The organism is Rugamonas fusca, assembly GCF_014042365.1.
GTDB lineage: Bacteria > Pseudomonadota > Gammaproteobacteria > Burkholderiales > Burkholderiaceae_D > Rugamonas > Rugamonas fusca.
On sequence record NZ_JACEZS010000005.1, the window covers coordinates 53,951 to 79,057 of the forward strand.

A 25,107-nucleotide genomic window follows, 5' to 3' on the forward strand; every position below is an offset into this window, starting at 1 on the left:
CCTCCTCCAAAAATCCGTCGCGCCGTGCTCAGAAGCGCTTGGTCAGCTCGAAGCCGAAATAGCGCACGTGGATGTCGGCATTGACGTCCAGGCCGGCATACGGGTTGTAAATAATGTTCAAAAACGTGTTGCAGTTCATATTGCAGTCGGTGTTGGCCGGGGTGCTGAACTTGCCCTTCATGTAGGAGCCCGTCAGGCTCAAGTCCATGGTCTTGCTGAGCTTGAGGTTGAGGCCGGCGCTGAGCAGCTTGGTGTTGGGCAGCGGCGCGATCAAGTCCACCTTGTCCGACGGCACCGACGTCTTGCGCGGCTCGTAGCCAAAGCGCAAGGTGACGCGCTCGTGCGGGAACAGTTGCAGGCCATAGCCGAAGTTGACGAGGCTCTTGTAGCCGCGCGGGATGGTCAGCTTGCTTGAATCAGGAATGCCGTACAGGCGCGCCACTTCCAGCAGCTTGATGCTCTGGTCGAACTGGAACGTGAGCGCGTTCCATTCATTCCAGTTGGCATAGCTGGCGTCCACGTTCAGCTGCACCATCTGCACCGGGCGCAGCTTGATGCCCACCTGCACGTGGTAGGGGAAGGGAATGGTGGCGCTCATGTTGCCCTTCTGGATGGCCGGTATCGACGAAGGGAAACCGAGCACGGCGCCGGCGATCGGGCCCAGCAGGCTGGAATTGAGGCCGCGCACGAAGTTGCGCAGCATCGGTTCCGTGTTGAACTGGTAGCTGCCCGTGTAGTGGGTCTTGGAGCCACCCTGGTAGACGGCGCCGAACGCGAACCATGGCTTCGGTTCCCACAGCACGCCCAGGTTCAGCGTGGGGTCGACCGGGGCCGTCATTTCCAGCCGCATGTTGGCCGCCGTCTTGAACGGGCTGACCATGCCATCCTTGCCGCCACCGCACACGCCAAAGCCGAAGGTGTCGATGATGTTGCCGCCGTTCTCGGGGCACCAGCCCTGCTGCAGCTTGCCGAACACGCCCAGCAGTTCGTTGGGGAAGCGCATGTTGGTGTCGACCACGAAGGCGGCGTGGGCGATCGGCACGGCCGCGCCGAAGCGCAGCGTGTCCGAGTATTTGTAGCCGACCGAGGGCGACAGGTAGACCAGGCGCTGGATCTGGATCTGGCGGCCCGCGTACTGGCCGGGGTCGTTCACGTCCGTGGTACGGTCCAGGCTCATCGCCTGCGACATATAGCTGTCGGTGGCGAAGGTCCACGGCGAACCCTTCTTGTTCCAGGCCATGCCCAGGCCCGGCACCGCCACGCCGGGCAGGCGCCAGCCCGGCATGCCGTAGCCGGGCACGTACATGATCTGGCGCACCGGGCCCGTGCTCTTGCCGTTCAGCGGGTCTTCGGTCCAGCCGCCCACGTCGAAGCCGGCCGGCTGGTGGAAGCTGGCGCTGGTGCGGATCGAGGCGGCCCAGTTGTGGATGGTTTCGCTGTCGCCTTCGAGCCGGGCCAGGCCGGCCGGGTTGAAGTGGACCGAGCCGATGCCGGGCGGGTCGGCCGTGACGGCGTTACCGAGCGCCATGGCCGTGACGTTGGTGGTCAGGTTCTCGGTCAGCGCCGCGTGCGCGGCGGGCGCGCAGGCGGCGGCTACGGCGCTGGCCATGACCAGCCGCCGCAGCCGCCGCAGCGGTCCGGAAGTCGTACGGGCTGCCATTTAGAACGACAGCGGCAAGTTCATGCCCACCGTGATATTGGGCGAGTCGGCCGTCAGGCCGATGCCCACCGACAGGTTGACGGTGGTCTTGGGCGAGACCTTGTAACCGAGGCCCATGTTCAGGATGGCCGAGGTCTGCATGGTGGTCTTGGCCACCAGGCCGTCGGCGAAGTGCAGCTTGGAGCCGGCCGAGATGGCTTCCTGGAACGACATCGTGGTGGAAATGTCATACGACAGCGCGTAGGCGAAGCCCATGCCGAAGCCGACCGAGGCGCCCGGCTGCACCTTGGTCAGGATGCGGGTGCCGTTGACCTGGTACAAATGGGCGGCCGGCAGGCTCAGCGTACCGTTGATGGAGCCAAACAGGGCCACCGGATCGACGATGCGGTTCAGGTTCAGGCCGGCCGAGAAGGCCGTCACGCCGCTGCCCGTGGCCTGGCCGCTGCCGGCGATGATCTTGAACGGGCTGCGGCCCGTGGGCAGGCGCACGTTGCCCGTCAGCGTCATGCCGGGCGCGTCGCGCTTGGCCTCGAACGGCTGGAAGCGCCCGCCCACGGAAATATCGCCCAGCGAGTTCGACACGCCGCTGGCCGAGCCGCTGTCGGAATAACGCGACAGCACCGGCAAGGTCACGTTGCCCGTCAGGTTGTCGCGCAGGCCATAGTCGGCCGAGAAGGTGTTGGTGATGGTGTGCGAGCTGGTGTTCTCGATGCTAAACAGCGACACGCCGCCGCCGGCCAGGTCGGTGACGATCTTTTCCTGGCCGATGTAGCTGTAGGTGAGGTCGTAGCTGAACTGGAACTGGTTGTGGCGGATCAGCGTGTATTGCTTGTCGACCGAAGTGAGGGTTTCCTTCAGCAGCTTGCTCTGGTCGCCTTCGCCTTCCTTCTTGGCCAGCGCCTCGCGCACGGCGGCCGCGTCGGCCGGCTTGGTGGTGGCGTCGCTGGGCGTGGTTTGCTGGGCGTGGGCTGGCATGGCCAGCAGCAGGGCGGACGCGATGGCGCCGGCGAGGGCGTGGCGGGCGAAGGGCGTGGTGCGTGCAATCATGAACAATCCTCTGGCGAAAGTTGGGGCAGATAGATGGGGGGCTTGCCTTGCCGTTACTGGCGGTGCATCCAGGTGCCGGCGGCGCCTGAATTGACGGCCCGTTCCAGCAGGTGGGCGGAATTGTTGAGCGCGTCGAGGCGCCCATGGTTGGTGACCTGGTCCATGTCGAGCAGGCCCAGTTCCTTGTCCGTCAGGGCCAGCTTGCCGGCGGCCGTCTTGCCTTTGCCGGGGCTGATGATGAACAGGGCGTTCTTGTCCCACAGCTTGGCGAACTCGTCGAGCGAGAACACCAGGTTGCCGCGCGAAGGGTCGGCGATGTAGACCACGTCCTTGCGGATGCCGCGCAGCACCACGAAGTGCTTGGTGCCGAAGTCGATCGGCACGATGCCCGGTTCCGTCAGCGTCAGCAGGTCGGCGATCTCGGCCCGGTAGCCGGCGCCCGAGGCGCCCAGCGAGGCCACGTAGCGTTTCATGTCGAGCAGCGAGAAACCGCGCCGTTCGATGATCTTTTCCTTCTCGCCTTTTTCCAGCATGCCTTCCATGGCTTGCTGTTCCGTCACGTTCAGGCCCAGGTGATAGGTCAGCAGCGTGACCAGTGCGGCCGAGCCGCAGCTGAAGTCATACGCCTGGTGCACGATGTTGTGGTATTTGAGCTCGGAGTAGGGCTCGACGTCCAGCGTCTGGTTGTAATGGCCGCCCCCGAGCAGGGCTTGCGGCATTTCCAGCTGGCCCTTGGGGCGGTCCAGCGGTTCGTGGCGCGACATGGCGCCGGCGCCACCGATCAGGGCGGCGACCACGCCCAGCAAGATCATCAGCATGGGACCGTCCCCCTAGCGGGTGGCGAACCAGATCAGCCGCACGCGCGGTGAGGGGGCAGGCGCTTCCCCGAGTCCCATGACTGCTTCCATCGTTTCTCCAAGTTATCTCGATTAGAACGATCGTGCTTTATTAAGGCAACAACTGTTCTTTGTTTTTTTGTAACTTATTAACGCATTTTTGAGCAGGATCAGCATCTGTTTTTTTAGAAAGTAACTTCTAACATGCGGCCTAAAACTTATGCTATCGCAAGCAACAGCCGCACAACACCCGCTTCCCTCTGGGTGGCTCGCGAGGTCAAGCGGTTGGCTTTGCGAGTCAATGCGAGACAGTAGACCGGGGCCAAGACCGGCCCATATCATAAATTTAATTAATATTTAAATATTAAGAGTTCATGGCGATCCCGCCCGCTGCGTCGCAGTTGGGAATTGCGGTAGACAGGCGGCAATTTCCGCACAGTGGCCCTTTATCCGGGGCCACGGGCCTGGTGGTCATGGCAAGAACACATAATTTTTAAATAACTTAATCTTGGAGAACAACATGCAAGTGATCAAATCCGCAGTCGCAGCAGCACTGGCTACCCTGGCCCTGTCCGCATCGGCCATGACCCCGATCCAGGATACCGAACTGAGCGCTGTGAGCGGCCAGGACGGCGTGTCGATCGCCGCCAACCTGAACATCAAGATGGATTCCTTCGTCTACACCGACACCGACGCGCTCGACGCCAACGGCATGGGTGGCGGTTCGGTGAGCTTCAACGGCATCAAGGTCCAGGGCCTGATCGCCGCCAGCATCGACATCCTGTCGAAGAACTCCTTCCTGGCCGCCGCTGGCGCCGCTGGCGTGACCAACCCAGGCACCTTCTACAACCCGGCATCGGGCGGCGACGTGGTGCAGATCGCCATCCCGGCCGACGTGCAAGTGGCCGCCGGCAAGCTGCTGAACATCTCGGTGGACTCGATCAAGATGGGCAACAACGCCGCTTCGTACGGCTCGGTCGCCATGAACCAGGTTGACCTGCGTGGCACCCAAGTGTGGATCTGGGCCCACTAATCCGGCGCCCTCTGCGCTGGCTTCCCAGGCCGTTTGGTTGGCCTGCAAAGTCAGCGCAGCAAGCTGGACGGACCCGGCGGCAGTGCCTAACATGGTCCTGCAACCTTAAAAAAATAGAAATACCTCTTAATTAAAACCAAACTTTCGGAGACTACCAAATGCAAATCATCAAAACCGCAGTCGCAGCCGCTCTGGCCACCCTGGCCCTGTCCGCATCGGCCATGACCCCGATCCAGGATACCGAGCTGAGCGCTGTTAGCGGTCAAGACGGCGTGTCGATCGCCGCCAACCTGAACATCAAGATGGATTCCTTCGTCTACACCGATACCGACGCGCTGGACGCCAACGGCATGGGTGGCGGTTCGGTCAGCTTCAACGGCATCAAGGTCCAAGGCCTGATCGCCGCCAGCATCGACATCCTGTCGAAAAACTCCTTCCTGGCAGCCGCTGGCGCCGCTGGCGTGACCAACCCAGGCACCTTCTACAACCCAGCATCGGGCGGCGACGTGGTGCAGATCGCTATCCCTGCCGACGTGCAAGTGGCCGCTGGCAAGCTGCTCAACATCTCGGTTGACTCGATCAAGATGGGCAACAACGCCGCTTCGTTCGGCTCGGTCGCCATGAACCAGGTTGACCTGCGCGGCACCCAAGTGTGGATCTGGGCACACTAATCCGTTCCTGACCGCACCGGCTCTGGCCGGTACGGTCTGAACGCGACGCAACAAGGCGGCGCCGGCCCGGCGCCGCCCGCAACACACAACTATAAGCACAAAACCAAAACTACTTTTCGGAGACCATCAAATGCAAATCGTTAAAGCCGCAGTCGCAGCCGCTCTGGCAACCCTGGCCCTGTCCGCATCGGCCATGACCCCGATTCAAGATACCGAACTGAGCGCTGTTAGCGGTCAAGACGGCGTGTCGATCGCCGCCAACCTGAACATCAAGATGGATTCCTTCGTCTACACCGACACCGACGCGCTCGACGCCAACGGCATGGGTGGCGGTTCCGTGAGCTTCAACGGCATCAAAGTGAAGGGCCTGATCGCTGCCAGCATCGACATCCTGTCGAAAAACTCCTTCCTGGCCGCTGCCGGCGCCGCTGGCGTGACCAACCCAGGCACCTTCTACAGCCCAACCACGGGCGGTGACGTGGTGCAGATCGCCATCCCGGCCGACGTGCAAGTGGGCGCTGGCAAGCTGCTCAACATCTCGGTCGACTCGATCAAGATGGGCAACAACGCCGCTTCGTTCGGCTCGGTCGCCATGAACCAGGTTGACCTGCGCGGCACCCAAGTGTGGATCTGGGCACACTAATCCGGCCTTGACTGACGCGGCCCCGGCCGCGCCGGCCTGACGGATATCCGATAGGGCGGCGTCCCCGCGGCGCCGCCACGCAACGAAAAAAACCATACAAAACAAAAATTTTTGGGAGACTACCAAATGCAAATCATCAAAACCGCAGTCGCAGCCGCTCTGGCAACCCTGGCCCTGTCCGCATCGGCCATGACCCCGATTCAAGATACCGAGCTGAGCGCTGTGAGCGGCCAGGACGGCGTGTCGATCGCCGCCAACCTGAACATCAAGATGGATTCCTTCGTCTACACCGACACCGACGCGCTCGACGCCAACGGCATGGGTGGTGGTTCCGTGAGCTTCAACGGCATCAAAGTGAAGGGCCTGATCGCTGCCAGCATCGACATCCTGTCGAAAAACTCCTTCCTGGCCGCTGCCGGCGCCGCTGGCGTGACCAACCCAGGCACCTTCTACAGCCCAACCACGGGCGGTGACGTGGTGCAGATCGCCATCCCGGCCGACGTGCAAGTGGGCGCTGGCAAGCTGCTCAACATCTCGGTCGACTCGATCAAGATGGGCAACAACGCCGCTTCGTTCGGCTCGGTCGCCATGAACCAGGTTGACCTGCGCGGCACCCAGGTGTGGATCTGGGCGCACTGATCGCTCCTGCCTGCTGACCAAAACGGCCGCGTGTGCGGCCGTCACATTGCAAGATGCGGGCGCCCCGGCGCCGGCATCCTGTTCATCCAGTCCGGACACGGCGTGTCCCTCCACTGCACGATCGAACCGATGTTGAAATCCTTCCCATTCCAGCCGGGCTTGCGCGCCCGCCTGTGCCGCACGGCTGTGCTGCTGACGGCCGGCCTGACGGCGCAACTGGCGACGGCCCAGATGCGCCCGCTGAGCGAAGATGAGCTGTCGGCCACGCACGCCCAGGGCTTGATGGCCATGAGCAACAGCAGCTATGGCGGCTTCGATTTCACCAGGGTGGCACTGGATGCGGACATCACGTTGAGCGCCAATTTCAAGAACCTGCGCCTGGGCGAATACAACTACGCGCCCCGCAATGGCACCGGCGCCGACATCGACATGTCGCTGCTGCAGTTTGGCCGCAGCGACGGCACCGAGGCCCAGCGCCTGGTGCACATCAGTAATCCCTATTTCGAATTCGTCTATCGCAACGCGGGCGACAACGCCGCGCGCGAAGTGATCGGCATGCGCTTCGGTTTCGACGCCATCAGCGGCGACGTGGGCCTGAAGCTGAGCACCCTGTCCGGTTCCATGCTGGTGCAGGGCCAGGCCGCCGACGGCAGCGCCATCACGCTCGACAGCCACACCGACACCACGGGGGGCGGCAAGCGCTGGGATGGCAGCTGCACGGCGCCGTGCCTGACGCTGGCCAACCTCGGCGGCGTGACGGCCGGCGACGCGAACGGCCCCAGCCGCGACTTCTGGATTTCCGTGTTGAAGACGGGCGTGCAATTCCAGGCCCCGTCCGGCAGCACGCAGCTGCCCGACGCGGCCCAGGCCGGCATCTGGCTGAACTGGCGCGACAAGCTGCAAGCCATCAGCACCAACGGCGTGACGCCGCCCAACCTGCCCAAGGTGCGCTGACATGACGCCCCGCCGCTGCCTGTTCCTCCTGCTGGGCCTGCTGTACTGGCACAGCGCCGGCGCCATGCAGCCATTGACGGACCATGCCCTGTCGTCCGTGCGCGGCGGCGATGGCGTGAGCTTCGACCTCAACGGTTTCTCGATGGGCGGCGACGCCCGCCTGACCTACACCTCGCCCGACGGCCGCAGCCTGTGGGTGGAAAAATTCAGCGCCTCGCGCAGCGACAATCCGCTGCCGTATTCCGACCCTTACCGGCTCGACATCGTGCCCGGCGCGAGCGGCCTGGCCGACGTGATCGATTTGCGCTTTCCCATCAACGCCAACGCCGACCAGCGCTGGCAGTTCGCCTGGGACTGGGGCGTGACGGGCGACGGCATCGCCCGCAATGCCGGCAGCGTGGTGGTGAAGGACATGGTGCTGTACGGCGGCGGCCTGCAATTCAGCACGCCGCAAGTGAACGATGGCATCGCCTTCGGCGCGGCGCTGCGCATGGACGTGGGCCAGCTGGCCCTGCGTCCGCGCGGGCGCGACGACGCCACCGAGCAGATGACGCTGAGCGGCATCCACATCGGCGCCGTGGACGCCAACGGCGCCTTCAACAACACGCCGTGGACCATCGCGGCCGTGGCGGCCCAGCCCGGCGTGATCAACGCGCTGACGGACGAGACCGGGCCGCGCCTGCACATCGGCATCGACTGGCCCGACAGCCGCTACGGCAATGGCACGGTGCCCACCGGCGGCATGGTGATCGACAACATCTCGTTCGCCAGCCCCAACCAGCCCACGGTGGACCTGGGTTCCTCGCGCATCGGCTCGATGCAGATCCAGTATCTCGACATCAAATTCAGGCGCTGACCGATGAAACGTCTATGGTTCACCTTGCTGGCGCTGGCCGGCTGCACCCAAGCCCTGGCCGGCGGCCTGCGTCCGCTGGAAGACACGGAAATGTCGAACGTGACCGGTGGCGACGGCATCAGCTTCGCGGCCCACATCGTGCTCAACGATCCCACCCTGGTGGGCGCCGTGGCCGACAGCCGTTTGTCGCTGGGCTTCAATGGCGATGGCCAGAACCGCTACCTGGTGATCAAGAACCTGCGCGGCAGCATCGACATGTGGGCCGTCAGCCTTGGCGTGCAGCAGCGCAGCGATGGCGGCGGCGACACCATCACCATCGGCTTGCCCGGCTATGTGCGCTACGGCAATTTCGGCTTCGAATCGCTGAGCGTGCAGACCGACCCGACGGCGCCCGTCACGGGCAACCTGGGCAGCCTGAACATCAACGGCAACGTCTCGTTGCAAGGCCAGGTGCGGCTATGGTCGCATTGACTTTGGGGGCACCGACCATGCGCATCGTCTGACGCACCGCCCGCCCCTCAGGCCGGCTGGCGCTGTGCGGCAGGCGCCAGGTATTCGGTCACGAACACGCCCAGCGCCAGGGCGGGAAAAGCCAGCCCCGCCAGCAGCACACCGTGCCAGCCATGGTGGGCGAACATCCATCCCCCCAGCGACGAACCGGCCGCGCCGCCCATGAAGAACAGCGCCATGTACAGCCCGTTCAGGCGGCTGCGGATCTCCGCGCCGAGCGCGAAGATGGCGCGCTGGCCCACCACCAGGCTGGCCGAGACGCCCATGTCGAGCACGATGGAGGCGGCCACCAGCAAGGCCAGATCGGCCACCCGGCCCGCATGCACCAGCAGCGGCGCGGCGAACGCCAGCGCGCCCAGGGTCAGCGCCAGCGCCGTGGTGGGGCGACTGTGGCCACGGTCGGCCAGGCGGCCGGCGACGGGCGAGGCGATGGCGCCGGCCACGCCGGCCAGCGCGAACAGGGCCACGCCGTTCTGGTCCAGCTGATAATACGGTCCCATCAGGGCCAGCGGCACCGTGGTCCAGAACAGGCTGAAGGCGCCGAACATGCAAGCCTGGTAGGCGGCGCGCCGGCGCAGGATGGGCGTGGTTTTCAGCAACTGCCACATCGATCCCAGCAGTGCCGGATAACGCAGCGTGGCCACCGGCTGGCGCAGCGGCAGGCGCCGCCGCAGCAGCAGCGCCAGCGCGGCCGTGCCCACGGCCGACACGACGAAGATGGCGTGCCAGCCCAGCGCGCCGGCCACCAGGCTGGCCACGGGCCGGGCCAGCATGATGCCCAGCAGCAGCCCGCTCATGACCTTGCCCACGGTCTGGCCGCGTGTCTCGGGCAAGGACAGGTGGGCCGCGAACGGCACCAGCACCTGGGCCGCGACGGAACCGAGGCCGATGCACAGCGCGGCGGCCAGGAACACGGGCGCGCTGCCGGCCACGGACGCGGCCAGCAGGGCCGCCGCGCTGGTCAGCAGGGCGGTGACGATCAGGCGCCGGTTTTCCAGCAGGTCGCCCAGCGGCACGATGAACAGCAGGCCCAGGCAGTAGCCGATTTGCGTCAGCGTGACGATCAGGCCGGCCGCGCCGGGCGCCATGCCGGTGTCGCGGCTGATGGGGCCAACCAAGGTTTGCGCGTAGTACAGGTTGGCCACGATCAGGCCGGTGGCGATGGCCAGCAGCCACACCATGGCCGGGGCGATGTCTTGTTGTGGATGCGTCGTGGTCACGGCGGACTCCGGTAGTCGGTAGCCGGCCATTCTACCGGCGCCCGCCGATTGTTGCTGAGCGCGCCCCAGTTTGATGTGGGGTGGAAATTCTGGCGCGCAACAACGCATATAATTCCATCATGGGTGGACATCACAATACAGGACGGGGCGGAATGGGGGGCACGGCCGCGCGCGCGTCGCGTCCGCCGGTGCGTCTGCGGCTGGCGGCCCTGATGCTGGCGCTGGCCGTGGCCGCGGCAGGTGCGGCGGCCGCGCCGCCGTCGCTGGTGGTGCTGGTGGACACGGGAACGGAAATGCCCATGGCCGCGTTTCGCGAGAACCAGCTGGTCGATGGCATGCACCACGACCTCGGCCTGGCGCTGGCGGCCGCGCTGGGCCGGCAAGCCGTGTTCCTGGGCCTGCCCCGCAAGCGCATCGGGATGGCGCTGGAGCAGGGTCAGGCGGACCTGATCTGCATGTACATTCCCGCTTGGTTGCCGGGCAACTTCAACTGGAGCCAGCCGTTCTTCCCGCTGCGCGAGGTGGTGGTGACCGACACTACCGTGCCACGGCCCGCCGGGCTGGCCGACCTGAAGGGGCAAACCATCGCCACCGTGCTGGGCTACTTCCACCCGGAACTGGAGCGGTTGCTGGGCCCTGGCTTCGTGCGCGAAGACGGCCCCTCCAGTTCCGCCAATTTGCGCAAGATGGCCGTGGGCCGGCTGCACCATGTCGTCACCCAGCAAAGCATGCTCGACTATCACCAGAAGACGGGGGAGCGGCTGTCCGTCTATCCGCCGTTGCTGGTCAAGTCCTACCAGGGGCAATGCGCCGTGTCGCCGCGCGGACAGGTCAGCGTGGAGGCCATCAACAAGGCCATCGGACACCTCGTCAAGGACGGGGAAGTGGCGCGCATCACGGCCCGCTACCAATAACGGCCAGTGCCCAGCAAGGCCGGCGGGCCCGTGCTAGACTCATTGCCCGATTATCACCTTTGTGAAATTCTCATGTTGAAAAAACTCGTGCTGCTGCCATTGCTGCTGGCGCCATGGCTGGGCCCCGCGTCGGCCGCACCCCTGAGCCAGAGCGCCACCGGCACGGCCGCCTACGCGCTGGCCACCTACCATGACGCGCTGATCGAGACGCTGGGACAGATGGTGCGCTACAACACGGTGGCCGATCCGGCCGTACCGTTCGAACAGAATCCGCAGCAGCAGGCGTTCAAGCGCTACCTGCAGGGCGAAGCACAACGGCTGGGGCTGGACTTCCACGACTATGGCCACGTGATGGTGATCGGCCTGGGCAGTGGCAGCGAGCGGGTCGGCATCATCACGCACGGTGACGTGCAGCCGGTCGATCCTTCGAAGTGGGCCAAATCGCCGTTCGAACTGGACCGTACCAGCGAGCCGGGCCGCCTGCTGGGCCGTGGCACGGAAGACGACAAGGGCCCGATCGCCACAGCCATGTATGCGATGAAGGCCATCCAGGACCGCAAGGTGCAGCTGAGCAAGCGGCTGGAGCTGTACGTGTACATGGCCGAGGAATCGGACTGGGCGCCGCTGCAGGCTTTCCTGAAGGACCACACGCCGCCCCAGATGAACATCACGCTCGACTCCGAATATCCGGCCGTGACGGCGGAAAAAGGTTGGGGCGCGCTCAAGATCGCCATGCCGGCCCAAGCCGCGCCAGCCGGCGATGGCCCCGTGCTGCAATCGTTCAAGGGCGGCTTTTTCGGCAGCCAGATTCCGGAAGACGCCAGCGCCGTGATCACCCACGCGACGCCGGCGCTGGAAGCGCAAATCCGCGCCCGTGGCGCGGCCCAGTCCGGCATGCGTTACCAGTTCGCCTGGCAGGACGCTACGCTGACGGTCACGGCGCGCGGCCTGTCGGCCCATTCGTCCAAGCCCGAGGCGGGCGTCAACGCCATCAGCATGCTGGCCGATGCGCTGCAAGTGCGGCCGTGGCAGGGGACGGCGCCGGCCGCCATGGTCAGCCTGCTCAACGAGCTGGTGGGGACGGGCTTGTACGGCGAACGCTTCGGTCACATCGCCTACCGCGACGCGTTCATGGGGCCAATGACGGTGGCGCCTACCGTGCTCAAGCAGAATGAAGCAGGGCTGGAATTGAACATCAACCTGCGCCGCCCGCGCGGCAAGAGCAAGGAGGAACTGGAAGCCCAGGTGCGGCAAGCGTTCGATGGCTGGAAGGCGGCGCACTTGCCGCAAGCCACGCTGACGGCCGAGATCGGCGAGCCGTGGCAGCAGGACAGCGCGCCCCAGCTCGATACGCTGCTGGCCGTGTTCGGCCATTACACGGGCCAGCGCGATGCGCATCCCGTGGCCATCGGCGGCAGTACCAATTCGCGCCTGTTCCCGCATGCCGTCAGCTTCGGCCCCGCCATGCCGCACACCGTCTACACGGGCCACTCCGAGCACGAGTTCATCACGGAAAAGCAGCTGTTGCTGAACTTGCAGATGTACACGGCGGCCATGGTGGAAATGGCGCGCTGACCAGCTTGCCTGGCTTGCCAGGCCCCGCCATGCCACGCGCGCGCCCGCAACGGCGCGCGCGCCGCCACGACTGTTTCCCCGTCATGGACAGGCGCCATTTTTTTGTTTCGCCGCTTCAAATAAATGCTGCCCGCAGGCACTTCCTGATTTACCATAGGCAACGGTGATGCCCGTCCTGGGCGCACTTTCTTCCTCGTTAATGTTGATGTATCCGCCCGCCGCACCGTACCCGGTGCGGCAAGGGGAAAGTATGCGTTTGCCTATCCTGCGTTGGTCTGTCTTGTCCTATGTGTTGCCGGCCGTAGTGAGCCTGTTTTGCGCCGGCCCGGCGCCGGCCGTCGAAAGCCTGCCGACCGATGGCGCGGCCATCGCGGGTGCGGCCGCCTCGCCGCGCCACGGCGCGTTGTACCGGATCAGCCATAACGGCCACACGGGCTACCTGTATGGCACCATCCACGTCGGCCAGGGCGACGAAACGCTGATGGCGCCGGAAGCGGCGCGCGCGCTGGCCTCCGCCAGCAGCGTCGTGGTCGAACTCGACATCCGTTCCAACGCTGCCTTCCAGGCGGCCCTGGGCAAGCACGGCATGTATGCGGAGGGCGACAGCATCGTCCATCACGTGGCGCCGGCCACCTTGCGCCAGCTGGTGCAGGCGCTGGCGCGCGCCGGCATCCCGCTGCGTGACGTGGAACGCTACAAGCCCTGGTTGATCGGCAACATGCTGCAAGGCCTGGAACTGGACCGCAACGGCTACCGGCGCAGCGGCGCCGCCGAATACGTGCTGCTGGCCGCGGCCAGGCAACAGGACAAGACGGTGCGCGAACTGGAGAGCGCCGATTACCAGCTGGCCATGTTCGACTCGCTCGACGCCGCGCAGCAGGAACAGTACTTGCGCGAGAATCTGGCCGACCTTGCGGACGGCAACGCCCTCAAGCGTTCACTTGACCTGATCGCAGCGTGGCGCGCGGCCGATACGTCGCGCATCGATGCCGCGCTCCATGCGTTCACGGCGGGCTCCTCCATCAACGCCACGTTCATGCAGTCCACCTTGCTGGGCAAGCGCAATCCGGAAATGGCCAGCGCCATCGAACGCATCCTGCAGCAGGACCGGGTCGCCTTCGTGGGCGTGGGCCTGCTGCATCTGGCTGGCGCCAACGGCTTGCCGCAATTGCTCAAGCAACGCGGTTACGCCATCGAACAGCTGTACTAGGCGCACCGCCTGGCCGTGCCCAACGCGGTGGCCGCGTGCACTCAATAGCGCTGGACGGTGCCGTTGCTGTAGCGGATACGGTCGCCCACCTGGTAAGTGGGCATGCTGTCCACCACGACGGTTTGTTCCGTGCCATCGTCCAGTCTCAGCTTGACGCGGTAGACCTTGTCCGTGGGCGAGCCCATGGCGCCGCCGGCGGCCGCCGCGCCGACGGCGCCCACGCCCACATCCTGGCGCATCACCTGGTCGATGGCTTGCACCACGCCGTAGGAAGTCTGCGCCATGGTCGTGCTGGTGCCGGAGGTGTCGGCAGTGCTGCTGCTTGTGCTGCTGGGCGTGCCATAGCTGCCGCTGGTGCCATCTGTCGAGCTCATGCGGTTGCTGTCCGTGCTGCTGCAGGCGGCCAGCAGCACGCACAATGCACCCATCCAGCGTATTGGTAGTTTGTTGTTCATGCTCTTCTCCTTGTGGGGTGTTGACGCCCGGTGATGCCGGGGTGGCAGGGCAAGCCCGCGATTGCGATGGGCTGCCAACGTAAGAGTAGCCATGCTGGCATTCGTTCGGCGCGCGATAGGGCGTATTGAGCGGGATCAAACCAGGGTGCGGCCAGCTTGTATCTGGCGCAAATAATTGTCTGACTATTACGTTCATTCCTCCAGCGAAAGAGTTGATTCACCTCAAAAGAATGCTGTCGCGGACACGCAATAATCGATGGGTAGCCATTCACAGGACAGCCAAATGTTGACACGCGCGACAGATGACATTATCGAGCAACTAATTGAGGCAACTTATGGCGATCCGGCCGATGTCCGCCAGCGCCATGTGTTCGCGCACGCTTTGCACGGGCTGGTGCGGCTGGCCAAGTGCGAGCAATTGCTGGCGATACGCAGTGACGTGGAGCGTGCCACGTCCCACCATGCCGGCCACAGCAGCAGGCAGCAGGCGCGTGCGCTGTTACACAAGATCGGGATGGAACTGGCGCGCGACGGCGGCGGCGGCGTGCCGCGCGGCCAACACGTCGATGGCCCCGCCCCCGACACGCCCGACACACTGCATGGCGATCTGGAGGATCGCTGACAGGCGCCTGCAGTTTCAGCCCGCCAGCGGGCCCTTGCCGCGGCGCCACAGCAGCCACATCACGCTGGCGGCCACCACGGCGGCCGTGCAGTCGACCAGCCAGTCCGACACGGCCGCATGGCGGTAGGGGAAGAAGCTTTGCACGTACTCGTCGAGCGCGCCCATCAGCGCTATCGTGAGCACTGCCTTGGCGGCGCGCATCGCGGCGCCGCCCGTGCCGCCGGTGAACAGCAGGAAGGTCAGGCCGGCGTAGGCGCACGCATGCAGTACCAGGCCGGAGGCCACTTCGCCGATATCGCTGCGGGCGCCAGGAATCGAGCCCAGCACCAGGATCAGCAGGTAGAGCACGATGGCGCTCCAGTAGCGCAGGCGGGCGTGGGTATCGGTCAGGAAAATCTGGTGGAGCAGGGCGGGCATGGGCTGGGCCGGGGAAAAATGATGTGAAAGATACCACGGCCCGGAGGAAAAAAAAGCCCGCTATTCAAAGCGGGCGCAAAAAACCCATGCGGGCCAAGAGAGAGGTGACGGGCGCCGCCAGCGGGCTGCGCCAGGAATCCGGAGGTGGCGCGCCGGAACCTGTCCGGCGCGCCTGGCTGCAATCATGCGTATCGGTTGCATGTATTGCAGATGTGGCCAGTATAGGGAGGGAATGTGACGTGGGCATGACAGGATGCAGCAAAGAAAAACCGTGTTACGTCCCCGATTTTGCTCCATGGGAAAATCGGGGACGTAACACGGTTTTTCCACGGCGAAAAAAAAGCCCGCTGATGAAAGCGGGCTTAAAACTATTTTCTTGGAGGAGAATAGTGGAGACAGGTGTAATTATGCTGCGATGCGTTATATATGTCTAATTGTCGTTTCGGATACCAGTCATGCCTTTGAGTTATATCTCCCCGGAAACACTCAATCCTTGACGGGAACGGTGTAATTGAGCGCGAGGCGGCCGCCGTCCACGAACAGGGTCTGGCCCGTCATGTAGCTGGCGTCGTCGCTGGCCAGGAAGGCGGCGATGGATGCCACTTCTTCCGGCTCGCCGCAGCGGCCCATGGGCGTGCGCGACAGGATGGTGTGGCGCGCTTCCGCGCTGCCCAGCACGGCTTTCTTGGCCAGTTCCGTCAGGATGGTGCCGGGGCCGATGCCGTTCACGCGCACGCCATGCGGCGCCAGGTTCAGCGCCATCACCTTGGTCAGCTGGTTGATGCCGCCCTTGGAGACGACGTAGGGCACCTGGTTGGGGATGGCCAGTTCCGAATTGACGCTGGACATGTTGATGATGCAGCCACTGTTGCGCTTGACCATCTCGCGCGCCACGGCCTGGCCGCACAGGAACATGGACTTGAGGTTGATGCGCAGCACGCGGTCGAAATCGTCCTCGGTCAGGTCGAGGAAGTCGGCGGCGTGGGTCACGCCGGCGTTGTTGATCAGGATGTCGATCTGGCCGAACGCGGCCAGGGTGGCGGCCACCAGCGCGTCCACGTCGGCCTTCTGGCTGACGTCGGCCGCGAAGAAGCGGGCCTGTTCGCCCAGCGCGGCGGCGGCCTGGGCGCCTTCCTGCTTGATGTCGACCAGCATCACCTTGGCCCCTTCGGCCACCAGGCGTTGGGCGCAGGCCAGGCCGATGCCTTGGGTGGCGCCGGTCACTATCGCGACTTTATTTGTCAGTTTCATCGGGTTCGCTTCCATGCTGAAGGTTGAGGGCGCTTGTGGCGCCCGGATCGGGACGGTGTAGCGGATTTTACCCCACCGTGACGGCCAATTTCGGGCGGCGGACGGGTGGCCGCGTTACAATTGAGGGTTTGCAATCGAATAAAGGGGCCCGTCGTGAATTTCATCAATAAATTATCCGCCGCCTGGACGGCCAACGACTCCCTGCTGTGCGTGGGCCTCGATCCCGACATGGCCAAGCTGCCGGCCCGGTTCCAGGCCGCGCCGGACGGCATCTACCAGTTCTGCCGCGAGATCATCGATGCCACCGCCGACCTGGCCTGCTCGTTCAAGCCGCAGATCGCCTATTTCGCGGCGCTGGGCGCCGAGCAGCAACTGGAACAGATCTGTGCCTACGTGCGCGCCAACTATCCGCACATCCCGCTGATCCTGGACGCCAAGCGCGGCGACATCGGCGCCACCGCGCGCCAGTACGCGCGCGAGGCGTTCGACCGCTACGGCGCCGATGCCGTCACCGTCAATCCCTACATGGGTTCGGACTCGGTCGAGCCCTACATGGAGTGGAGCGAGCGCGGCGTCATCATCCTGTGCCGCACCTCCAATCCGGGCGGCTCGGACCTGCAATTCCTGAACGTGGATGGCAAGCCGCTGTACCAGCACGTGGCGCGCCTGGTGGCCGAGAAGTGGAACAGCAACGGCCAGTGCGCGCTGGTGGTGGGCGCCACCTTCCCGGAGGAACTGGCGCAGGTGCGCGCCATCGTCGGCGACATGCCGCTGCTGGTGCCGGGCATCGGCGCCCAGGGCGGCGACATCGCGGCCACCGTGCGTTCGGGCCGTACCGCCAGCGGCCACGGCATGATGATCAATTCCTCGCGCGCCATCCTCTACGCGCCGCAGCAGGCCGGCGAGGACTTCGCCGCCGCCGCCCGCCGCGTGGCGCTGGACACGCGCGACGCCATCAACCAGTACCGCGCCGGTTAAGTGTCAACCTCGAAGCGGGCCCGTGCGCAAGCACTGGCCGCTTGGTGTGCCACCGCCGGCGGCCGGCGCGCACACTGCGCGTGCCGTGCCGCCGCTGCCGGCGCGGCGTCAGTAACGCGCCGGCGCCACCATCTCCGCATAGTCGTACAACTCACCCAGGATGTGTTCGCCGCGCTCATCGGCCGTCTCCTGCAGCTGGTCGATCTCGGTAAACAGCTGATCGACCGTGCGCGCACCGGCCTCGCCATCGAACAGGCGGGCCGCCCGGTGCTGTTCCCAGTGTTCCATCTCCGCCGCCGACAGCGTGTCGGGGAAGTTGCGGGCGCGGTAGCGGAACAGCAGTTCGGCCAGCCGCGCGTCATCGAACACGGGTGACAGCGTGGCCAGCTTGGCCGGGCTTTCCTTGCGCAGCGATTCGAGCAGGCGGCGGTCGCCCGTGCCCACGAAGCCGTTGTACAAGTCCTCGTCCACGTCCAGCGCCGGCGCGCCGGGCCGGTGGAACACGGCGGCCCAGGTGGCCGCCATGTCCGGCGCGGCCGCCGCCAGCGCCGCATTGGCGCGGCACTGTTCCACGTCGATGCCCCAGCGCGCGGCCATGGCCGGCGACAGCGTCTTCAGGTTGGACACCAGCATCGGCGATTTGTTCAGGTGGATGCTCTTGATGGGCAGGCGCGTCATGCCTTCGGGCAGCGCGTCGGCCCTGCTGAACAGGCGCAGCCGTATCGTGTCCGCGTCCAGCGTGGCCAGCTCGCGCGGGTCGTAGCTGCAATCCCACACCAGCACTTCATTCTTGTTGGTCGGATGCACGCCCAGCGGCCACACGATGCCCAGGCAGCCGCGCTCGGCCGGGAACATGCCCGACACGTGCAGGAACGGTGCGCGCAGCGCGGGCGCCAAATGCATGCCGATCTCGTCGGCCACGCGGTCCTTCTTGTGCAGCGCGAAGCAGAAATCGAACAGCTTGGGCTGCTTTTGCCGGATCAGGCGGGCCAGCGCGATCGTGGCGCGCACGTCCGACAGCGCGTCGTGCGCGGCTTCATGCAGCAGGCCATTGGCGGCGGCCAGGTGTTCCAGGCGGAAGCTCGGTTTGCCATCTTCGCGCAGCGGCCACTCGATGCCTTCCGGGCGCAGCGCATAGGTCATGCGCACCACGTCCAGCAAATCCCAGCGGCCGCACTGGTGCTGCCACTCGCGCGCGTAGGGGTCGATCAGGTTGCGCCAGAACAGGAAGCGGGTGACCTCGTCGTCGAAGCGGATGGTGTTGTAGCCCACGCCCACCGTGCCCGGCTTGGAAAACGCCTGTTCGATGGTGGCGGCGAACTGGTGCTCCGGCACGCCCCATTCCAGGCATTGCTGCGGCGTGATGCCGGTGATCAGGCATGCTTGCGGGTCGGGCAGGAAATCGTTGGCCGGCTTGCAGTACAGCATGATCGGCTCGCCGATCTCGTTCAGGTCGGCGTCGGTGCGGATGGCGGCGAACTGGGCGGGGCGGTCGCGGCGCGCTTGCGCGCCGAAGGTTTCATAGTCGTGCCAAAGGAAGGTATGGGAGGTCATGGAATTGTCGAAAATACTGCAGTTTTCTGGCCGCGGGCCGATAGTATAAGGTGAGAGGTCGGACTACGCCGGCGGCCAGCCCAGCAGCGCCGCGCGCCCCCGGTCCGCTCCCGCGCCGGCGGCATGGCCGCTGGCCGCGCGCTGAGCAAGTCTGTCCAGTATGCTGGGGCAAGGAGCGCCATCATGTCAAATCACGTTTCCGTCAACGCCACCGTGGCGGCGCCGACCGCGCCCGCGGGCGTGGCGGCCAGCCAGCAGACGGCCGGGGCCGGACCGGCGCCGGCCGCGCAGGCCAAGCTGCAGCTGAACGCTTCCATCGTGCAGGCGTCGCTGACGGTGTCGATCGGCGCCCAGGACGATCCGCTGGCCTTGCTGCTCAAGTCGGCGCTGACCGGCATCAACGAAGCGCTGCGCGGCCAGTTCGGTGACAACGCGATCCAGAACGCCATGGCGCAGGACAATACGCCGGAAGGCACGGCGGGGCGTATCGTGTCGCTGTCCACCGCGTTCTATGGCGCCTACCAGAAGCAGCATGCGGGCGAAGACCCGCAGCAGATGTTGAGCAATTTCATGGCCACCATCAAGGGCGGCATGGAGCAGGGCTTCAAGGAGGCGCGCGACATTCTCACTGGCCTGAACGTGCTGAACGGGGATATCGCCAGCAACGTCGACAAGACCTACGAACTGGTGCAAAAGGGGTACGCGGACTTCGAGGCGGCCCAGCGCAAGGCGGCCAGCGCCGCATCATCGGCCACGCCCGCGCCAGCCACGTCCGACTCCGCCACGCCAGCGACGCCGGCGCCAGCCACGCGGGCGACGGTGGCGGTCACGCCAACGGCGTCCGTGTCGGCGCAGGCCTCGGTGGTGGCCGCGCAGGCGGCCGGCGCCAACACGTGAGTCGTCAGGCCGGTTGTTCTTGCAGGGCCACGCGGTTGCGGCCCGCTTCCTTGGCACGGTAGAGGGCGGCGTCGGCGGCCGCGATCAGCGCGTGTTCGTCCTGCTGTGGCTGCAGGCTGGCCACGCCCAGCGAGGCCGTGATGTGGGGCAGGGGCAGGCGCATGTCGCCGAACACGACGGCTTGCCGCATCCGTTCGCACAGCCGCTCGGCCACGGCCGCCGCGACCTTGTCGCTGGTGTCGGGCAGCAGCACCATCATTTCCTCGCCGCCGTAGCGCACCGCGCAATCGGTGGGACGCAGCGCGCCGCTCAGCACCTGGGCCGCCGTGCGCAGCGCCTGGTCGCCGGCCAGGTGGCCGTGGCTGTCGTTGAATTTCTTGAAGTGGTCGAGGTCGATCATGATCAGCGCCAGTGGCGTGCCGGCGCCGTGCGCCGTGGCCACCATGGTGGGCAGCACGTCGTTGAGCCAGGCCCGGTTGTACAGGCCCGTGAGGCCGTCGATCATGGACAGCTGGCGGTAGAATTCACCGAGCTTCTGGCGCCGGCGCAACTGGGCGTTGGCGGCGCGGATGCGGAACGACAGCAGGCGCAGCAGGTTGCGCGCCAGCGCGTTCGATTCGTCGATCAACTGCCATACGAGGTCGGCCTCGATCACCAGCAGGTCGCTTTGCTCGAGCGCCGTGATCGACGCCAGGTTGGCTTCCTCGTCCAGCACCGATTGTTCGCCCACGCTCTCGCCCGGCAGCACCTTGCTGATGGTGCCGTCGGCCATGCCGGTGCGGGTGTCGGCCGCCACCGCCAGCGCGCCGCGCAGCACGATGTAGAGCCTGGCCTGGCGGCCATGCGCCACGGGCTGGCCCGTTTCCACCCGCATGACGGCGCAGCCGGCCAGGCGCCCGGCGATGGCGGGCGCGTCATCGGAGCCGCGAAACAGTTGCAGTTCGCTGAGCTGGTGGCCGGACGCGCCAAAGGTGCTGATGTGTTTCACGATCGTCTTTCAGGGGTACGCGGCTGCCAACATGCAAGCCTGGGCATTATCATAGCGCAAACAATGTTGCCATGGCCTTTTGACCGCGGTGGCGGCCCGTGTTTCAATAGCGCCATTCTTCGCTACCGGGATAAATCGGATGAGCTACATCGACGCCATCGGCCAACAGCATGCGGCCGCGCCGCAGGCCCGCATCGTCTCGCTGGTGCCCTCCATCACGGAACTGTTGTGTGATCTGGGCCTGGCTGGCCAGATCGTGGGCCGCACCGGCTTTTGCATTCATCCGGCCGAGGTGGTGCAAGCCATCCCCAAGGTCGGCGGCACCAAGGATGTCAACCTGGACAAGATCCGCCAGCTGGCGCCCACCCACCTGGTGGTCAATATCGACGAGAACGAAAAGCCCATGGTGGACGCGCTGGCCGAGTTCGTGCCCCACATCGTCGTCACCCATCCCAACAAGCCCTACGACAACGTGGCGCTGGCGCGCCTGATGGGCGGCGTGTTCTGCGCGCAAGACAAGGCGCAAGCGTGGTGCGCGGCGTTCGAACAGGAATATGCGGCGCTGCAGGCGGCGCCCAAGACGGGGCCACAAACCATGTTGTACTGCATCTGGCAAGACCCGTGGATGAGTGTGTCGCGCGATACCTACATCGCCAACATGCTGGCCGAGATAGGCTGGCAGGTGCCGGACCTGGGCGAGGTGCGCTATCCGCGCTTCGCGTGGACGCCGGAACTGCTGGCCGCCATCGATGGCGTGCTGCTGTCGAGCGAGCCGTACCGTTTCACGGAAGCCCATTGCGACGCGCTGGAACGCCAGATCGGCAAGCCGGTGCTGCTGGTCGATGGGGAAATGATGTCGTGGTATGGCAGCCGGTCGCTGCAGGGATTGCGCTACTTGCGCCAGCTGGCGCAGCGCTGACGGCGCGCCGCACGCCACATGCGGCGGCGGGCCGTCCAGGCTGGATCAATCAGCCGCTTCGATGGCGCCGTCCGGGACGGTGGCGCGCAGTTTGCTGTCATTCAGGCGGCCCAGGGCGCTGTCGATGGCGCGCTTGAGCTTGTCGGCGGAGCCGCTGATGGCCTGGTGCAGCGTGGCCGCATGGTCGCTCACGGCGATCGGCTGGTAGCCGGTCACGCGCGCTTCCATCAGGCAGCGGTTGTCGCCGTCGGCGGATTTCTGGCTGTTGTTGTCGCTGAGGTGGACTTCGACCCGGCTGATATGCTCGCCAAACCGGTTGAGGGCGGCGCTGACGACAGATTGCACATGTTCGTCCAGCCCTGCATGACGTTCGATGGTTTTATCGGTGTTGATATTGATCTGCATATGCTTACTCCCGGTTATACAAGAAGGCAGGGTCAAAGCATCCGCTTCGAGGCCGGCACCGATGGCGCGGCCGGTGTGCACCCAAACCTGGTGGCCTCATCGCCTTGCACACGGTTTTATCTTACTCCTTTTCAGCCACCGCGAAAGCCACTTCAGATCATGGCCCTACGACGTGCTCAGGTATTGATCTCAGGTATTGATGATGCCTGCTGCAATATTGATCGACAGCCCCAAGATGACCAGGTTGAAGAAGAAGCTGAGCACGGACTGGCCCAGCACCAGCTTGCGCATCAGCGGCGCGCGCACCGTCACGTCCGACGTTTGCGCGGCCACCGCGATGGTGAACGAGAAGTACAGGAAGTCCCAGTAATCGGGCTGCTGTTCGCCGTCCGGGAAGGCCAGCGGCGCCGCGCCGCCGGGCGCCGTGTAGTACAGGTGGGCGTAGTGGAAGGTGAACAGGGCGCCCACCAGGAACCACGAGCCGAGCAGGGTGAGCACGGCCAGGCCGTAGTGCCAGGCCCGCTCGTCGGCGGCCACCTCCTTCAAGGTCGACAGTTGCGACCCGATGGCCGCCAGGCTGGCCAGCGCGGCCACGCACAAGGTGGACAGGATCACGGGCGAGCGCTCGTCCTGGCGCGCCGCGATGCGCTTGACCGTGCGGTGATCGGCCCGCATCATCATCCACGCCATGGTCACCAGGTAGCCCCAGGTGCCGGCGTTCCACGCCACCAGCAGGCGCGTGAGCCAGGACCAGGCGCCGGGCAGGAACGGCGCCACCGCCGCACCGAGCGCGATGGCGCCAACCAGGTGCGGGCGGCTGCGGACGAAGCCGCGCAGCGGCAGTTGGACGCGCATCGTTAGCGGGCTCGCGCGGTCACGGCTGGTTGATGTCGGCTTCGGTGGTGAAGGCGTCCGCGTAGAACTCGTCGGCCGGCAACTTGCACTGCGCCACGAAGTCCTGGCGGGCCGTATCGACCATGATGGGCGCGCCGCAGGCATACACCTGGTGGCCCGACAGGTCGGGCAAGTCGGCCATCACGGCCTGGTGGACGAAGCCGGTGCGGCCTTGCCAGTTGTCCTCGGCCAGCGCGTTCGATACCACCGGCTCGTACTGGAAGTTGGGCAGGTCCGCGGCCCACTGGCGGCACAGCGCGTCCATGTACAGGTCTTGCGGGCGGCGGCCGCCCCAGTACAGCGTCATGGGGCGCTGCGAGCCTTGCTGCACCAGGTGTTCAACGATGGCCTTGATGGGCGCGAAGCCCGTGCCCGAGGCCAGCAGCACCATCGGCTTGTCGCTGTCGTCGCGCACGAAGAAGGTGCCCAGCGGGCCTTCGAAGCGCAGGATGTCGCGTTCCTTGAGCGTGGTGAATACCTGCTCCGTGAACAGGCCGCCCGGCATGTGGCGGATGTGCAGCGACAGCGGCTGGTCCGCGTCCGGCGCCGTGGCCACGCTGTAGCTGCGGCGCTTGCCGTCGCGCAGCATGAATTCGATATACTGGCCGGCGCGGTACTTGAGCTTCTCGTTGGCCGGCAATTGCAGCGTCATCACCACCACGTCCGGCGCCACTTTTTCAATGGTGCTCACGCGCGAGGGCATTTTCTTGACCGGGTAGTCGCTGCCGCCCGCCACTTCGCGCGCCTCGATCACCAGGTCGCTGTGGGCGGTGGCGCAGCAGAACAGCGACCAGCCGGCGCTTTCCTCTTCCGGCGTCAGGGCCTTTTGCTGGTGGGACTTGTGGCTCACGCTGCCCGACACGACCTTGCCCTTGCACGAGCTGCAGGCGCCGTTCTTGCAACCGTAGGGAATGCCGACTCCGGCGCGCATGGCGGCCGCCAGGACGGTTTCGTCTTCCTCACAGGTGAATTGATGGCCGCTGGGCTGTACAGTGATTTGAAACGTCATACAATCTTTCTTATGAAAAAAACCGTTATTCGAAAATTCCACCGGCCGCGCCTGCTGATCATTGGCTGCGGCGATGTGGGCATGCGCTTGCTGCCCTTGTTGCGGACGCAGTTCCGCGTGTTCGCCGTCACCAGCCAGCCGGCCCGCTGCGCCGAACTGCGCGCGCTGGGCGCCGTGCCCGTGGTGGCCGACCTGGACCAGCCGGCTACGCTGCGCCGCCTGCGCGGCCTGGCGCAGTACGTGGTGCACCTGGCGCCGCCCCAGTCCGACGGGCCGCGCGATGTGCGCACCCGCCATGTGACCGCCATTCTACCTGAGCGTGGGCGGCTGGTTTATGTCAGTACCAGTGGTGTGTACGGCGATTGTGGCGGCGCGTTGATCGATGAGAGCCGGCCGGTGGCGCCCCGTAACGGCCGCGCGCAGCGCCGGGTCGACGCGGAACAGGTGCTGCGGGCCTGGGCCGTGCGCCGCGATGCCGTGCTGTCCATCCTGCGCGTGCCCGGCATCTATGCGGGCGACCGGCTGCCGCTCAAGCGGCTGCGCGAAGGCACGCCCGCGCTGGTCGAGGCCGACGATGTGTACACCAACCATATCCACGCCGACGACCTGGCCCGCATCGTGGCGCGCGCGCTGCTGCGGGGGCAGGCCAACCGGGTTTACCACGCGGTCGACGACAGTGAGATGAAGATGGGCCAGTACTTCGACGTGGTGGCCGATGCCCATGGCCTGGCGCGCGCGCCGCGCCTGCCGCGGGCGGAGCTGGAGCGGGTGGTGACGCCGACGCTGCTGTCGTTCATGTCCGAATCGCGGCGCATGCGCAACACGCGCTTGAAGCAGGAGCTGGGCGTGCGCTTGCGCTACCCGACGGTGGCCGATGCGCTGGGCGGCGGCGGTTGCGGTTGCCAGTGTGGCTGCGCCGCTTGAGCAGTAGCCCCGGTTCCGCACCGGGC

At 65.7% G+C, this 25,107-nt stretch carries 27 protein-coding genes; 15 read left to right on the top strand and 12 right to left on the bottom strand.

The genetic code is table 11. The annotated features are described in order from the left end of the window. Positions 1-28: 28 nt before the first annotated feature. The 3 genes from H3H36_RS07745 to H3H36_RS07755 are packed head-to-tail and all read right to left on the bottom strand — an operon-like array spanning position 29 to position 3,525. Entirely contained in the window at positions 29-1,609 is a 1,581-nt protein-coding gene (locus H3H36_RS07745) for an OmpP1/FadL family transporter (protein WP_229219805.1), read from the bottom strand. 51 nt (positions 1,610-1,660) lie between these two features. Beyond that, positions 1,661-2,707 carry a transporter gene (locus tag H3H36_RS07750; protein ID WP_182215972.1) on the bottom strand — a complete coding sequence of 349 codons (1,047 nt, stop codon included), beginning with the start codon at positions 2,705-2,707 and terminating at the stop codon, positions 1,661-1,663. Between the two features lie 53 nt (positions 2,708-2,760). Further along, positions 2,761-3,525: a C39 family peptidase gene (locus H3H36_RS07755; RefSeq protein WP_182215975.1), complete on the bottom strand. Its 765-nt coding sequence runs from the start codon at positions 3,523-3,525 to the stop codon at positions 2,761-2,763. A gap of 538 nt (positions 3,526-4,063) precedes the next feature. Between H3H36_RS07755 and H3H36_RS07760 the strand changes: the two genes are divergently transcribed. From H3H36_RS07760 to H3H36_RS07790, 7 genes are all read left to right on the top strand, one after another. Continuing rightward, the gene (locus tag H3H36_RS07760) at positions 4,064-4,576 is read left to right on the top strand and encodes a DUF6160 family protein (RefSeq protein ID WP_182215977.1); all 513 of its coding nucleotides are present in this window, start codon (positions 4,064-4,066) and stop codon (positions 4,574-4,576) included. Positions 4,577-4,734: 158 nt separating this feature from the next. After that, positions 4,735-5,247 (top strand): DUF6160 family protein, encoded by a 513-nt coding sequence (locus tag H3H36_RS07765; RefSeq protein WP_182215980.1) that lies wholly within the window; start codon positions 4,735-4,737, stop codon positions 5,245-5,247. Between the two features lie 130 nt (positions 5,248-5,377). Continuing rightward, entirely contained in the window at positions 5,378-5,890 is a 513-nt protein-coding gene (locus H3H36_RS07770; RefSeq protein ID WP_182215983.1) for a DUF6160 family protein, read from the top strand. 126 nt (positions 5,891-6,016) lie between these two features. Further along, positions 6,017-6,529 carry a DUF6160 family protein gene (locus tag H3H36_RS07775; protein WP_182215985.1) on the top strand — a complete coding sequence of 171 codons (513 nt, stop codon included), beginning with the start codon at positions 6,017-6,019 and terminating at the stop codon, positions 6,527-6,529. Positions 6,530-6,658: 129 nt separating this feature from the next. Beyond that, complete coding sequence (locus H3H36_RS07780; protein ID WP_182215987.1) at positions 6,659-7,483, top strand: hypothetical protein; 825 nt, start codon at positions 6,659-6,661, stop codon at positions 7,481-7,483. Between the two features lies 1 nt (position 7,484). Next, positions 7,485-8,339 carry a hypothetical protein gene (locus H3H36_RS07785; RefSeq protein ID WP_182215990.1) on the top strand — a complete coding sequence of 285 codons (855 nt, stop codon included), beginning with the start codon at positions 7,485-7,487 and terminating at the stop codon, positions 8,337-8,339. 3 nt (positions 8,340-8,342) lie between these two features. Continuing rightward, positions 8,343-8,810 carry a hypothetical protein gene (locus H3H36_RS07790; protein ID WP_229219806.1) on the top strand — a complete coding sequence of 156 codons (468 nt, stop codon included), beginning with the start codon at positions 8,343-8,345 and terminating at the stop codon, positions 8,808-8,810. A 47-nt stretch (positions 8,811-8,857) separates the two neighbouring features. Here H3H36_RS07790 and H3H36_RS07795 read toward each other — a convergent pair whose 3' ends face one another. Then, positions 8,858-10,030 carry an MFS transporter gene (locus H3H36_RS07795; RefSeq protein ID WP_182216277.1) on the bottom strand — a complete coding sequence of 391 codons (1,173 nt, stop codon included), beginning with the start codon at positions 10,028-10,030 and terminating at the stop codon, positions 8,858-8,860. A gap of 191 nt (positions 10,031-10,221) precedes the next feature. Here H3H36_RS07795 and H3H36_RS07800 point away from each other — a divergent pair, with 191 nt between their 5' ends. The 3 genes from H3H36_RS07800 to H3H36_RS07810 all read left to right on the top strand — a co-directional run bounded on the left by H3H36_RS07800 (position 10,222) and on the right by H3H36_RS07810 (position 13,768). After that, positions 10,222-10,983: a substrate-binding periplasmic protein gene (locus H3H36_RS07800; protein WP_182215992.1), complete on the top strand. Its 762-nt coding sequence runs from the start codon at positions 10,222-10,224 to the stop codon at positions 10,981-10,983. Between the two features lie 72 nt (positions 10,984-11,055). After that, complete coding sequence (locus H3H36_RS07805; RefSeq protein ID WP_182215994.1) at positions 11,056-12,558, top strand: dipeptidase; 1,503 nt, start codon at positions 11,056-11,058, stop codon at positions 12,556-12,558. 250 nt (positions 12,559-12,808) lie between these two features. Beyond that, entirely contained in the window at positions 12,809-13,768 is a 960-nt protein-coding gene (locus H3H36_RS07810; protein ID WP_182215996.1) for a TraB/GumN family protein, read from the top strand. Between the two features lie 41 nt (positions 13,769-13,809). Here the strand turns inward: H3H36_RS07810 and H3H36_RS07815 are convergent, their stop codons facing one another. Then, positions 13,810-14,223 carry a hypothetical protein gene (locus H3H36_RS07815; RefSeq protein ID WP_229219807.1) on the bottom strand — a complete coding sequence of 138 codons (414 nt, stop codon included), beginning with the start codon at positions 14,221-14,223 and terminating at the stop codon, positions 13,810-13,812. Positions 14,224-14,506: 283 nt separating this feature from the next. Here H3H36_RS07815 and H3H36_RS07820 point away from each other — a divergent pair, with 283 nt between their 5' ends. Further along, entirely contained in the window at positions 14,507-14,845 is a 339-nt protein-coding gene (locus H3H36_RS07820) for a hypothetical protein (protein ID WP_182215999.1), read from the top strand. Between the two features lie 15 nt (positions 14,846-14,860). Here the strand turns inward: H3H36_RS07820 and H3H36_RS07825 are convergent, their stop codons facing one another. Then, entirely contained in the window at positions 14,861-15,262 is a 402-nt protein-coding gene (locus H3H36_RS07825) for a VanZ family protein (RefSeq protein ID WP_182216002.1), read from the bottom strand. A gap of 486 nt (positions 15,263-15,748) precedes the next feature. Then, the gene (locus H3H36_RS07830; RefSeq protein WP_182216005.1) at positions 15,749-16,513 is read right to left on the bottom strand and encodes an SDR family NAD(P)-dependent oxidoreductase; all 765 of its coding nucleotides are present in this window, start codon (positions 16,511-16,513) and stop codon (positions 15,749-15,751) included. Positions 16,514-16,666: 153 nt separating this feature from the next. On the opposite strand from H3H36_RS07830, the gene pyrF reads away from it, so the two are divergent. After that, on the top strand, positions 16,667-17,491 hold the full coding sequence (pyrF, locus tag H3H36_RS07835) for an orotidine-5'-phosphate decarboxylase (RefSeq protein ID WP_182216007.1): 825 nt from the start codon (positions 16,667-16,669) through the stop codon (positions 17,489-17,491). Between the two features lie 108 nt (positions 17,492-17,599). Here pyrF and sbcB read toward each other — a convergent pair whose 3' ends face one another. Then, a complete protein-coding gene (gene sbcB / locus H3H36_RS07840) occupies positions 17,600-19,045 on the bottom strand; it encodes an exodeoxyribonuclease I (RefSeq protein ID WP_182216010.1) in 1,446 nt (481 codons plus the stop codon). Between the two features lie 183 nt (positions 19,046-19,228). On the opposite strand from sbcB, the gene H3H36_RS07845 reads away from it, so the two are divergent. Then, positions 19,229-19,942, top strand: coding sequence for a DUF5610 domain-containing protein (locus H3H36_RS07845; protein WP_182216013.1), 714 nt, complete (start codon positions 19,229-19,231; stop codon positions 19,940-19,942). A 4-nt stretch (positions 19,943-19,946) separates the two neighbouring features. Here H3H36_RS07845 and H3H36_RS07850 read toward each other — a convergent pair whose 3' ends face one another. Further along, complete coding sequence (locus tag H3H36_RS07850) at positions 19,947-20,930, bottom strand: GGDEF domain-containing protein (RefSeq protein WP_182216015.1); 984 nt, start codon at positions 20,928-20,930, stop codon at positions 19,947-19,949. A gap of 139 nt (positions 20,931-21,069) precedes the next feature. Here H3H36_RS07850 and H3H36_RS07855 point away from each other — a divergent pair, with 139 nt between their 5' ends. Further along, positions 21,070-21,849: a helical backbone metal receptor gene (locus H3H36_RS07855; RefSeq protein ID WP_182216018.1), complete on the top strand. Its 780-nt coding sequence runs from the start codon at positions 21,070-21,072 to the stop codon at positions 21,847-21,849. A gap of 45 nt (positions 21,850-21,894) precedes the next feature. On the opposite strand, the gene H3H36_RS07860 is transcribed toward H3H36_RS07855, so the two are convergent. The 3 genes from H3H36_RS07860 to H3H36_RS07870 all read right to left on the bottom strand — a co-directional run bounded on the left by H3H36_RS07860 (position 21,895) and on the right by H3H36_RS07870 (position 24,157). Further along, positions 21,895-22,254 (bottom strand): HPF/RaiA family ribosome-associated protein, encoded by a 360-nt coding sequence (locus H3H36_RS07860; RefSeq protein ID WP_182216020.1) that lies wholly within the window; start codon positions 22,252-22,254, stop codon positions 21,895-21,897. Positions 22,255-22,443: 189 nt separating this feature from the next. After that, complete coding sequence (locus H3H36_RS07865; protein ID WP_182216023.1) at positions 22,444-23,109, bottom strand: DUF1345 domain-containing protein; 666 nt, start codon at positions 23,107-23,109, stop codon at positions 22,444-22,446. A gap of 19 nt (positions 23,110-23,128) precedes the next feature. Further along, complete coding sequence (locus H3H36_RS07870) at positions 23,129-24,157, bottom strand: CDP-6-deoxy-delta-3,4-glucoseen reductase (protein ID WP_182216025.1); 1,029 nt, start codon at positions 24,155-24,157, stop codon at positions 23,129-23,131. Positions 24,158-24,169: 12 nt separating this feature from the next. Here H3H36_RS07870 and H3H36_RS07875 point away from each other — a divergent pair, with 12 nt between their 5' ends. Next, positions 24,170-25,081: an SDR family oxidoreductase gene (locus H3H36_RS07875; protein WP_182216027.1), complete on the top strand. Its 912-nt coding sequence runs from the start codon at positions 24,170-24,172 to the stop codon at positions 25,079-25,081. Positions 25,082-25,107: the final 26 nt, after the last annotated feature.